Consider the following 11,829-nt stretch of genomic DNA (forward strand, 5'->3'; position numbering starts at 1 on the left):
CGACAGGCTCGTAACATGCCCGAAACAATAGGGACACGGCAGGGCAATCCCTGCCGACTACCGTTTTGGGAAACCCGACACGGGTATCACCACGCCCTACCTCTGGAGTCTTCATGTTCAAAGATTCATCTGAGGTGCTGAAGTTCATCAAGGACGAGGACGTCAAGTTCCTCGACATCCGTTTCACGGATCTTCCCGGTGTGCAGCAGCACTTCAACATTCCGGCATCCACCGTCGACGAGGACTTCTTCACCGTCGGCCAGCTGTTCGACGGATCCTCGATCCGCGGTTTCGCGAACATCCACGAGTCGGACATGCAGCTCATCCCGGATGTCACGACGGCGTACCTTGACCCGTTCCGCGAGGCCAAGACGCTGATCATGATCTTCGACATCTACAACCCCCGTACGGGCGAGATTTACCACAAGGACCCGCGTCAGGTTGCCAAGAAGGCAGAGAAGTTCCTCGCCTCGACCGGCATCGCAGACACCGCATTCTTCGCACCCGAGGCTGAGTTCTACATCTTCGATGACGTGCGCTACGAAGTGAAGCAGAACACGAGCTTCTACTCCGTCGACTCGTCTGAGGGCGCGTGGAACACCGGCCGCGAGGAGGACGGCGGCAACCTCGCCAACAAGACTCCCTACAAGGGCGGCTACTTCCCCGTCTCGCCGGTCGACAAGACCGCCGACCTGCGTGATGACATCACGCTGAAGCTGATCGAGTCCGGCTTCGTGCTCGAGCGCTCGCACCATGAAGTCGGTACCGGTGGCCAGCAGGAGATCAACTACCGCTTCGACACGATGGTGCACGCGGCAGACGACATCCTGAAGTTCAAGTACATCGTCAAGAACACGACGCACGAGTGGGGCAAGGTCGCGACCTTCATGCCCAAGCCGCTGTTCGGCGACAACGGCTCGGGTATGCACACCCACCAGTCGCTGTGGCTCGATGGCAAGCCCCTCTTCTACGACGAGGCCGGCTACGGTGGACTGTCGGACATCGCCCGGTGGTACATCGGTGGTCTGCTCGCACACGCCCCCGCGGTGCTCGCCTTCACCAACCCGACGCTCAACTCGTACAAGCGTCTGGTCAAGGGCTACGAGGCTCCCGTCAACCTGGTCTACTCGGCCGGTAACCGCTCGGCTGCGATCCGCATCCCGATCACCGGAACCAACCCGAAGGCCAAGCGCATCGAGTTCCGGGCGCCCGACGCATCGGGCAACCCGTACCTCGCGTTCGCCGCGCAGATGATGGCCGGCCTCGACGGCATCATCAACCGCATCGAGCCGCACGAGCCGGTCGACAAGGACCTGTACGAGCTGCCCCCCGAGGAGGCCAAGCTCATCCCGCAGGTGCCGAACTCGCTGCTCGACTCGCTGGACGCCCTGCGCGCGGACCACGAGTTCCTGCTGCGTGGCAATGTGTTCACGCCCGAGCTCATTGAGACCTGGATCGACTACAAGTTCGAGAACGAGATCCAGCCGATGAACGCCCGTCCTCACCCCTTCGAGTACGAGCTGTACTTCGGGGTCTGATTCCGGGAGGCCCTCAGAGCCACACTTCCGGTCTCTGAGCCCAGCAATTTGCTGAGCCCCAGGCGGCAATCGCCGTCTGGGGCTCAGTCTATCTCTGGACGTTTACGGACGGCTACGGGGAGTAAACGGACAGGTTTTCGGACAGTGTGGATGCCCGCTTCTGCGCACGCGAACAACGCGCTGACTCGACGGTTCGCTGCTACAGCAGCCCACCGACGGGAGCCCGTGTGAGATCAGGCGCGACGGCGTAGCTGACCGCTGGCACCGCAGCCCATCGTTCCGGTGGCAACGCGCCGAACATCAGCTCCAGCGCGAGCCCGACTTCAGCATTGAGAAGCCCCTGCAAGGTGAGCGGCAGCGAAATCGACGCGAGCGCACTGCGCGATTGAACGTTTCGCGCCGAGGCATCCGTCAGTGCGTTAGCGCGAAGCTCTTCAAGGATCCCGTCGAGCACACCCTGCACTTCAGCCGAGATGCCCAACTCTCCTGAGTGGGGCGCGATGAGGTCGGCGATGAGCAACGGCTCACTGGGGACAACAGTCTGCTTTGCAGCATGGGTGTCGGGGATAGCTCCGCCAAACTCCGCTTGCCGGATCAGGTTCTGCGCCACATGTCGTGCGGCGGGAGTTCCCGCAAGCGCGGTTTTCAGTGCGTTGCGGATGTACATGAGGTCGTTCTTGCGTGCTGATCCTGCCGCGGAGAGCCCAACTGCGAGCGCACGGTCGTCGATTGGGACAGTCCCGGTAAGACAGCGCAGCGCGACGTCGATGAGCCTGCGCTGCCACCGCGGGGTAGTCGCAGCAAGGCCATCATCGAGCAGGAAAGCAGCGACTTCCGGGCCGACAGAACAGAGCCACCCCGGCCAGCCCTCTCGCTGGTCGACTCGCTCGACGACCTCGGCTACGAGGTCACGGCGATGGTCTGGTCCCTCTGCGAACAATCGGCCGGCGATGAACACGAATGTGTTCCGCCAATGCGGGCTCGACGCGATGGCCATCATGCGCGCACGCACCTGCTCGTCAGTGCCACTGCTCAACGCGCGTGCGGCCATGACCTCCTGGAGGCTACGGATCTCGAATGACACACCGTCGTCCTCCGCAGGGACCAAGAGAACAAGGCGCTCGGTCGCGGCCTGCACGATGCGATCGGCAATGCGTTCGATGCCCTCGCCCGGCTGGTAGCCGACCTCGACGAGCCGCTGCATAGCGAGCCCGCGCAGCTCTGGCTTGCTCATGATGGCCCGCGAATCGGTCGCGGTTTCGGCGTGCACCTGGAGCGCGAGTCCGACGGTCTCGTGCAACTCGGTGATTGCTCGTCGCTGCTCTGCAAGCAGAGGGGCGAGCGTAGTTGTCTTTGCGGACTCGCGCTCGTAGATCGTCTCGAAGTAGCGCCAGAACAGTTGGTATCGGTCAGCGGGGAGCACGCCGAACCGCTCCAAGATGAGCGTCATGATGAGCACCTGGAGCGGCGTCTTCATCAATCGCAGCATCGTTGCGTCCGTGGCGTGGCGTTCAAATCGCGAAATGACATGGTCTCGCCGATCCAGATCATCGGCAAGTCGCCTTGTCGTGACATGACGGCCGTATGAGAGTGCGGTATCGGCATCGAGATACCGCAAGCTCAACTGCCGGAACCTCTCAGGCATGATCTGCTCGTCATCGCTGGTGGGACGTGTCGTGATGATGATGAGAAGGTCCGCGTCTCCTTGATCGGCGTCCTCCACGAAAGCTCGAATCTCATCGAGCACGCGAGGACGGACTTCAGGCGCTGTCACTTCATCCAGACCATCGAGGATGACGAGAGTGGGCCAGTTCACTATCCATCGCCGCAGCGTATTCGGCTTGATGTCGATCTCAGCGCGGGCAGTGACTCGCTCGCTGAGCCAACGCATCAGACTCTTGTCTCCACTGGGCCCGATGGCGTCCGCATACTCGGCAAGGTTCACGCGAATAGGCCAACGATGGTTGCGAGGTGACTCGACCTGAACACGTCGGAGCGCATCAGCCGTGCCGTCACGCACGTCAGTCGCAGTCGGAGTCAGCGATTCGTCGGATAGGAAGGCCACTCGATACATCTGGGTGAGGAACAGCGTTATGGTGCTCTTCCCGCTCCCTGGCTGACCGGTTATGACGAGGTGGCTGGCACGAGGCGCGAACGACGGCTTCAGGACCGACTCGGCGTGCAGGATCACCTCCTTGAGCAGAGATGCGTCCGTGCCCTCTGTGCCTTCGGCTTTCAGATCGATGAAGACCTGCTCGACTGACTGCCGACTGGTGCCGCCCGCCTCTCTGAAGTTGACCCAACGTTCAGTTCCGATCGTGTTCAGCGCATGAGCTTTGAGGACAGGCTCAAACTCATCAGCCGTCAACAGACCATTCAGCGAGTTGAGCCGGGCAAGCATGTCGCCGACCGTCAGCAGTCCCTTGAAGGCGGTTCGAACTCCGTCGAATGCGGTGAGCAGTCCATTGAGCTGGTCACGATGCCAGACCTTCGCGGCCCACATCCCACGCGCGCGAAGTGAGTCGGGTTTCCCGTCGCTGCCGACCCTCGAGTCCGCGATGCGTTGCGAGATGAAGGAGTTGATCTGGTCGATGCCGCCGGTCCCGGAAACGCTGCTCAGGCGGGCGTTCGTGACGAAGACGACATACTGCGGCAGCTGCCCCCGGCGACTGCTGTCGCTCATCCATGCGTCAAACTCGTCCGAGATCTCCTTGCGCAACCACGCGGCGTTCTGCGCGGGAGTTCCTAGCGTCTCCTTCTGCTTCGCCTGGATCACGACATATCCGTCCCACGACTCGGCACCGAACCCGGTCGTCGCGGACCAGTTGACTTGGCCTCTGTAGGTCGCTTCTCGACCACCGTCGGGGCCTGAGCCGAATGCCTCTACGCCGTTGCCCAGCACCTTCAGCGCGAGCGCCACGGTGAGCTGCTCGAAGGCGCGGGGACTCAGCTCCTCAAGCGGATAGTCCTGCGCCATAGGTGAGCCCCCTGCATAGTTGCCGTCTTCCGATCTTCGCACCTTGCAAGGACATCGATCTTTGGCGCGCGGGCTTGCCGAACTCCCTGTCACCTCAGACGAGCGGAGGGCGTCCTGTCGTGTGCTCGTCAGGCGCGCGACGAGGTGAGTAGCGGGGCGTCCTCGCTGATCGTGTATCCCGCCGACTCACGCTCGGCGCGGCGGTAGTCACGCCGCTCGGCGAGGCGAGCCCGGATCAGGACGACGAGCGTGATCGGCCCGTTGACGAAGAACTTCAGCGCGTTCCAGATGAAGAGCAGCACGAGCAGGTTCAGCCAGCCCGGCCCGCCGTCGGCGATCCAGACGGTCAAGAGCCACGCACCGAGCAGGTACGGGGCGGCGATCAGCATGGCGGGCACGCCCCACTTCAGTCCGCGGCGCGTCCGCAGCGCGTCGAGCAGGATGTTCGTCGGCATGTACGTCCGCAGGAACAGCCGAACCCGGATGCTGAGATTCCAGAGCAGTCGGAACATGATGTCCGCCTCCTGAGAGGGTGCGTAACTCCGCCGAGGAGGTAGATCATGTGGTGAGCGTCCCGAAGGGACCGTCGCAAGCGACCTAGAAATCGTGGCTACTACCTCGACACCTAGGGTACGCCTGGCCTCGGACACACGGAAGGGCAGCTATAGGCGCGGCGCGGATACCCCGACTGCGCTGACCGTGGACTCCGGTTCTGCTGCTCGTGCCGCGAGCTGTTGTGCGCGCAGGATCGCGGCGCGTGCTCGCGCGGCGTCTGTGCGCTGCCGCACGTCGTCGCCGATGACTCCGACCGCGCTGGTCTCGGTGATGCCGTAGGTGTCGCGGTAGGCCGCGACGGTGCGCGCCTCGCGTCGCCAAATCGCGGCAAGCTGCGGATCGGCGGGCTCTGGGCCGAGTTCCGCGGCCCATGCCTCGGACGCCCCAACAGCTTCGGCGACGAGTGCATCAGCGCGCTGCTCGATGAGTACGGCGCGTTCGCGGAGCGCGGCGCGCATGTCGTCGTCCATCGTGCCGAGAGCCGGGGTGATGAGCCCGGCGATAGGCATGGCGGCCTGGCGCACGCGCCCGGCACCGTCCGCTCGGCCGAGGGCTCGGATCACCCGCTCGTGGAGCACCGCGGCCACGTCGCCCGCGTCGTCGAGCGGGCACGAAGCGACGAGCGCGCGAAGCAGGCGCTCCGTGTCGTACCCGTCCGCCTCGGCGCGGCGCAGCTCGGCACCGAGCACACCGAACGCGGTCGATCCAATGGCGGCGTCGGCTTCGGCCTCGGTGAGTCGGGTCGCGCGCACGACGGCTTCCCAACGTGGTTGCTGTGCAGCGGCGGCGATGGTCTCGTACTCGGCGGCGAGCTGGCCGACCGAGCCCCAGGCGTCCTGCTCGGCGGCGATCGTCTGGCGCGCGGAGAGTTCCGCCCCGACGTGCTGGAGCACCCCGGCGAGCACCTTGCGGGCCGCGACCGCCTTGGTGTCCTGGGTGGGCGGGTGGATGTGGTCGTCGTCGGGGCGGTTGATCGAGACGTAGGCGGTGTTGCCCTGCTTGCCGCGGGTCATGGCGACGTAGAGGTTCTCGCGCGTCGCGCCGGGCTCGATGAGCGTGTGTCCGGTGTCGACGGTGACGCCTTGCGCCCGGTACGCGGTGACGGCGTAGCCGAGTTCGACGTGCTCGGCGACGTACTCGGCGGGAAGCCGCACGGTCGCGCCCCAGCGCCGTCCGGCGGGCCGCACCCGCAGCGATCCGTCGGCGCCGATGGCGGTGATCGTCCATCGACTGCCGTTGCGTACCCAGCCGCGGCCGATGCGCAGCTCGCGGTCGTTGCGGCGGGTGATGATCGCGTCCCCGACGGATGTCTCGGTATCGTCATGCAGCCGCACCTCGGCGCGCGCGTCGACCTGCCCGACGAGGATGAGGTCGGCGCGGGCGCGCTGGTTCAGCGTGGTGACCATCGCGCTCGACTCGGCGATGAGGATGCTCGCCAGTCCTGCGGCGCGGTCCCGCTGCCACGAAGCGTAGGCGGCATCAGCCATGCGCTCGGCCTCCCCTGCATGGATGCGCCCGTGGGCGTGGTAAGTGTCGATGGCTTCGATGCGCCCGTGGCGAAGGTCGAGCGTGGCTTCCTTCTCCCATGCAGCTCGGATGCGGCGCACGTCGGTCAGCTCGGGCACGTCGTCGCGGTCGGCGACGAGCAGCCCGAACGCTCCCCCAGCGTCGACGGACTGGAGTTGCGCGGTGTCGCCCACGAGCAGCACCTTCGCTCCGGCGTCGGCCGCGACGCGCACGAGCCGGTCGAGCGCGAGCGTCCCGGCAAGGGATGCCTCGTCCACGATCACGAGCTGCCCAGCGGTGAAGCCGGTGCCATGGTCGCGGTAGGTCTGCCACCACTTCGCGGTGTTCTCCGTCGGGATGCCGAGGTCACCCGCCAGCACCTCAGCCGCGACCGCGGACGGTGCCAGGCCGACGACCGAGCCGTGCCCGTGCTCGGCCTCCCACGCGCCCCGCAACGCGCGCAGCGCGGTGGTCTTGCCCGCCCCCGCGGGGCCGACGAGCAGGTCGAGCATCCGGCCTGACGACGCAATCGCTGCGAGTGCGGCGCGCTGATCGCCGCCGAGCGCGCGCCCACGGCGGGGTTGCAGCGCGTGCGCAATGGTTGCGTCGGCCAGGCGCGGTGCAACCTGCTCGCGGGAGCGTGCAAGCAGCCGATCCTCAGCAGCGAGCACCGCGGCACCGCTATAGCGGGCGGCGTTGCGAGGCCGGAACACGCTCGTCCCGTCCGCGCGCTGGAACGCAGCGGGACTGGAGGCAAGCTCGGGCGGGGTGAGCCGGATGGACGCCTGCTCTGCGGCATCGACGATCATGCCAGTGATCGCCTCGCGGTCCTCCGTGCCGGTGAAGTGCCAGCCCATCGTCTGCCGTGCGGCCTCGGCGTACAGGTTCCAGAGGCTCCACGTCGTGCGCTTCTCGGCAACCGCGGCGACCACCGACAGGCCGAGCCTGGCGATCCGCTCCAGCGGCACATCCTCCGCGCACAGGAGCTTCGCGGGCTCGACCGCGACGGCTTCTCGCGCCCAGTCGGTTGCGTCCCGGCCCAGCAGTCGGCTCGCTCGGGTGCGCCACTCCTGGGCGAGTTCGGCCAGCGGGCGGACTTCCTTGTCGGGCCGGGTCGCCAGCGTCGCCTGCTGCCGCAGCCGGATGATCGTCTCCCGTGACGGCGCGTGCCCGTGCGCTCGCTCGTACTCGGCGATCAGCCGGTCCTTCTCGATCTCGATATGCCGCGACCGGGACGAGAACTCCGCGACCAGCTCCTCGGGCACCGTGGCGACCGCCCACACCGGGTTGCGATCCGCGCCCCGGTCGCGCCGCTCCCACCCCACGCCGAGCGCACGAGTCAGGTGGTCGGCGAACACCGCGGCGTGCAGCTCGCTCAGCGCCACCGTCGCCGCGTGCAGAGGCCGGCCATCCAGCGACCGCCACTTGCCGTCGAACAGGGTGCGCACTTTGTTGCTCACCACGACGTGCGTGTGCAACTGCGGATCGCCCGCCCGTGAGTCGAAATGATCGAACGCGGTGGCGATGAGCCCGGTCACCTCGGCCTGCGCAACCGCTCTCCCGCGCGACGTTGCGCCGGAGCGCGTCGCTGCAAGCTCGCGCTCGATGAACGCAACCACCTCCGCAACCGCGGCATGGTGCGCCTCCGCGATCCGCGCCTGGGTCGCCGCGTCCGCCACTGCCCAGAGCACCGATGCGGACTTCGGCAGCGAGAAGGTGAAGTCGTACCCGGCGACCGCCCGCCGCGAGGCTCGCGCGGATTCCTCCGCCTCGATCACCGCGACCGCCTCGGCACGCTCGTCCGCGCCCAGCGCCGGATCGAGGCGCGAGATGCGCGCCTCGATCCGATCCTCCACGCTCGGGAACACCGGGTACGCCTTCCCCAGCGGGTCGCCGGTCACGGGGTCGCGTCCCATCCCCAGCAGGAGCTGGAGCTGCGCCTCCGAGACCGGCGCGCCCTCGTGAATCTCACCCTGCCCGAGCGCGGGGAGTCCGCCGCCCATCCAGCAGCCCGGCGGTGTGCCCTGCTCGGCGTAGTACCGCGTGAGCGGCGTCGACAGCGCCCGTTCACCGTCAGCCGACGCCACCGAGCGCAGCAGGTACTTGTAGCCGTCCCCCGCACCCATGACCCGCATCGAAACCGACACCCGACACCGCCTCTCTCGTCAGAGAGGTGAGCCGCTGAGCCCGCCGTCAGGCGGGCTCGACCTCGATGTGCCAGACGTGTACTGGTCTCGGGAGGGCTTCGGCGGTCAGACGAGGCGGGCGCGGATGACCAGGAGGTCGCGCTCGTGGTCGCGGACGATCTTGTTGGCCCGCGTCGTGAACTCGAACTTCTGGATGACGACGACGCGGATGCCGTGCTGAGGCAGGGTCTCCGCCTTCCGCTGGTCGTAAAGTCGTCGCTGCTCGCCGCGGGGCACCCCGGAGACGGTCGCGCGGCGGTCGAAGAGCGGCACGGGCTCGGTGTGCTGCTTCTCCTGGAACTCGACCACGAGCTTCAGGGTCGGCCAGTACCCGTCGACGGGGAGCCTGCGAGCCCGCCCAGTCTTCGGCGACACGTCTCCGACGAGCCACGGGAACGTCGCCTGCCGCTCCCCGCGAGTCCCGATCACCTCATCGCAGAGGCCGAGAACGTAGTGCTCATCGCTGTCAGCGCGCGTGCCCACGTCGACCTACAGGTACTCGATCACGACGAGCGCGCGGTAGCTCGTGGCGAACTCGCTGTAGGACGTGATCGACAGCGAGATGATCTTGTGCTCGGGCTTCTGCGACAGCTCGGCAAGGATCGCGTCACGGATCGACGCTCGGAGGCTGTCGAAGATGTTGATCTCGACGATCTCTTGCGTGCTGGTCAGTCCCTCAGCCACGTTCGTCCTCTCGATGTGCCCACTGGGGCGTGCCCGCCACCATACGGGGCATCGACGACACCCGTGGATTCTGATGCTCTACGCCCGGAGCGCGTCGATCATCCGAAGCGGAGCAGGGCGGCTACCAACGCTTCTTGAGGTAGCTCGGGTCGACATCGACGTCGACCTCGGTGTCGCCGAACATCCCACTGATGGTGAAGTGGACGCGGCAACTTGAGCCGCTCCAGTTGGAGCTTAGGACGACCCCCTTCGTGCCCTCGGGCACGTCCTGGGAGAAGAATCCACCGCTGATCTTGACGACGGACTCAACCTTGTCGCCTTGCGAGAATGACGCCATTTCGTGCTCCCTGCTTGTATTCCAGTTCTGGACTCTAGATATTGCGCTCTCTAGACCTCGGCCGCGCCCGAAAAGGCGGTGGGGTCGGTGCGACGCCCCTGCTCGTAGGCTGCAACGTGCGCATCGAAGGGCACCGAGGATGATGCGAACAAGATGCCTCCGTCTGCGCCGACGATCAGAGAACCGCCCCCTCGACCTGCTTCCCAGAAGTAGGTCGCGTCGGCCTCTGGGAGCTGGCGCTGATTCGCGTGCGCGTCGGCAGGCGTGATGTTCAGGAGGTTGGCAGCGACGGATTCACGTCCTGCCACGTCAAGTGAAGTCATAGTGGTGCTCCCATGTCCCAATTGCTAACTGGATTGCTTGGCGATCCGTACTCAGGTGGCCAGTCAAGAATCTCTCCACTTTGCCCGTCGATGGCGACAACTCGCTCACCGTCGTAGTAGGCGTTGAACCAATGCCCTGCACCGAAGGTGCGGTCGATGCCGACCACAGCGTGTGAACCTGGGCCAGCGGCGATCAGAACGTCACGCATCTCGCTGGGCGTCATCGGGATCTGCGGCCTGCCGGTGAGAGCCTCCATCTGCTCAACGCTGAGGGTGCTCGTGCCCGCGACTGCGCTCGGGTCGATCCCCTCAAGTCGAGCGAAGACGGCTGCGGCACACATACCGCAGTTGCTGGAGCGCGGGTCGAAGGGATCGCCCGTGTACCCCGGATTGATGTCGCCAAGCCAGCTCGCAATGGCCCCCAGCGCCGCTGAAGGCGCTGGCCCGCCCCCGTTCCACGGTTCAGGACTAGCAGGACCGAACTCTGGGCTGCTACTGAGGGATTCGGGGCCGCCCGTCCTTCCACCACCTGCGTAGCGTGCGACGAAGCCCTTGCCCGCGAGCGCGGCTTGGTGAAGGTGTTGCGCCGCCTGCGAGATGGAACGCTGCGCCGACTGGAGTGCCGCCGCAGTCTGCTTGCTGTCGGAACGCCCGGACCCTTGAGTCGCGCTCGCCGCGCTCGACGCCGCTTGACCAAGCTGCCGAGCGTGCTGCGCCAGTTGGGCAGCATGTTGCTCGGCTTCCTTGGTCACGCCATCGAGAGCGACCAGGAGATCCTGTAGCTCGCTCATGAGTACCTAGCCCCGCCTAGGCGACTCAGAGCGAGGACGCGAACTTGCTCGCGGCCTGGGAAGCCTGCTGCAACGCGCCAATCGCTGCGTCGAGCTGCTTCTCCGCTGCCTGCAGGGTCTGGATCATGTCCTTGTCGACCCCCTGTGCGCTGCCGCCGATGGTCGCCTGAACCTGATTCACCGCCTGCGAGAACTTGGACTTGAATCCGGTGAGACCTGCGGCGGTCGACTTCGCATCGCTGGCGATGCTGGTGAGCTGCTGCTTCACACCACTGAGCTGAGACATTTCTGCCCCTTTCGGTTTCTAGTTTCCGCTGACGAGTAGGACGACAACCACGATGGTCGCCACGACAACTACAGCCGCAACGACTGAGGAGAGGATCAACGTGCGCTTCCGCCGTTGTGCCGCGAGGGTAGCTTGAGCCTTGGCCTCGGCTTCTCGTGCTGCTGCTTCCGCCTGTTCCTGGCGGATGCGGTCCTGGCGGAGCTTGAGTGCGAGCGCCGCCTGCTGACCGGCCTGCGCCCGGTTCGCGGCGTCGGCCTTCTCCTGCTCCGCCGAGCGCGCTGCGGCTTTGATCCCAGCGTCGATGGCCGCGGCGGCGCGGGTATGAGCGTCAACCGCCTGACGTACCGCGTCTTCCTCACCGCTCGTTGCCGCCTCGGGCCGAACCTGGGGAGGCAATAGGACGTTGTACGCCTTCAGCGAGTCGACCGCAGATGAGTAGCGCGAGTTCGCGGTGCGGCGCAGACCCGCCAAGCGTGTCTGCGCCTGCTGGAACACACCGTCCGCGGCCTGCTTCGCGCTCGCGGCGCTCTTGTCCGCCGACGCCAGCCCTGCACTGAGCTTGGCAGGAATCTGGAGCAACGCGGCGAGCGAGCCCTCGTACTCGTCATAGGTCGGCTGAACAGCCTGCGTTGTTGGCCTCGCCACG

The 11,829-nt window shown here is 66.1% G+C and carries 11 protein-coding genes; 1 reads left to right on the forward strand and 10 read right to left on the reverse strand.

The genetic code is table 11. The features are described 5' to 3' along the window. Positions 1-113: 113 nt before the first annotated feature. A complete protein-coding gene (glnA, locus tag AB0O89_RS05605; RefSeq protein WP_300592357.1) occupies positions 114-1,538 on the forward strand; it encodes a type I glutamate--ammonia ligase in 1,425 nt (474 codons plus the stop codon). Positions 1,539-1,737: 199 nt separating this feature from the next. Here the strand turns inward: glnA and AB0O89_RS05610 are convergent, their stop codons facing one another. The 10 genes from AB0O89_RS05610 to AB0O89_RS05655 form a co-directional block, all read right to left on the reverse strand. Continuing rightward, positions 1,738-4,515 (reverse strand): hypothetical protein, encoded by a 2,778-nt coding sequence (locus AB0O89_RS05610; protein ID WP_363494980.1) that lies wholly within the window; start codon positions 4,513-4,515, stop codon positions 1,738-1,740. A 128-nt stretch (positions 4,516-4,643) separates the two neighbouring features. After that, the gene (locus tag AB0O89_RS05615; RefSeq protein ID WP_363494982.1) at positions 4,644-5,027 is read right to left on the reverse strand and encodes a sulfate permease; all 384 of its coding nucleotides are present in this window, start codon (positions 5,025-5,027) and stop codon (positions 4,644-4,646) included. Between the two features lie 150 nt (positions 5,028-5,177). Next, a complete protein-coding gene (gene mobF / locus AB0O89_RS05620; RefSeq protein ID WP_363495339.1) occupies positions 5,178-8,702 on the reverse strand; it encodes a MobF family relaxase in 3,525 nt (1,174 codons plus the stop codon). 126 nt (positions 8,703-8,828) lie between these two features. After that, a complete protein-coding gene (locus AB0O89_RS05625; RefSeq protein WP_363494984.1) occupies positions 8,829-9,245 on the reverse strand; it encodes a hypothetical protein in 417 nt (138 codons plus the stop codon). A 6-nt stretch (positions 9,246-9,251) separates the two neighbouring features. Continuing rightward, complete coding sequence (locus AB0O89_RS05630; RefSeq protein WP_363494986.1) at positions 9,252-9,446, reverse strand: hypothetical protein; 195 nt, start codon at positions 9,444-9,446, stop codon at positions 9,252-9,254. 121 nt (positions 9,447-9,567) lie between these two features. Further along, the gene (locus tag AB0O89_RS05635; protein ID WP_363494988.1) at positions 9,568-9,783 is read right to left on the reverse strand and encodes a hypothetical protein; all 216 of its coding nucleotides are present in this window, start codon (positions 9,781-9,783) and stop codon (positions 9,568-9,570) included. Positions 9,784-9,833: 50 nt separating this feature from the next. Continuing rightward, positions 9,834-10,106, reverse strand: coding sequence for a hypothetical protein (locus AB0O89_RS05640; protein WP_363494990.1), 273 nt, complete (start codon positions 10,104-10,106; stop codon positions 9,834-9,836). Continuing rightward, positions 10,103-10,897, reverse strand: coding sequence for a toxin glutamine deamidase domain-containing protein (locus AB0O89_RS05645; protein WP_363494992.1), 795 nt, complete (start codon positions 10,895-10,897; stop codon positions 10,103-10,105). The genes AB0O89_RS05640 and AB0O89_RS05645 overlap by 4 nt, the downstream gene beginning before the upstream one ends. A gap of 25 nt (positions 10,898-10,922) precedes the next feature. Continuing rightward, positions 10,923-11,165: a hypothetical protein gene (locus AB0O89_RS05650; RefSeq protein WP_363494994.1), complete on the reverse strand. Its 243-nt coding sequence runs from the start codon at positions 11,163-11,165 to the stop codon at positions 10,923-10,925. A gap of 36 nt (positions 11,166-11,201) precedes the next feature. Beyond that, positions 11,202-11,828, reverse strand: a complete 627-nt coding sequence (locus tag AB0O89_RS05655) for a hypothetical protein (RefSeq protein ID WP_363494996.1) — start codon at positions 11,826-11,828, stop codon at positions 11,202-11,204. Position 11,829 lies beyond the last annotated feature (1 nt).

The sequence above is a fragment of the Microbacterium sp. NPDC076895 genome (assembly GCF_040687115.1).
GTDB lineage: Bacteria > Actinomycetota > Actinomycetes > Actinomycetales > Microbacteriaceae > Microbacterium.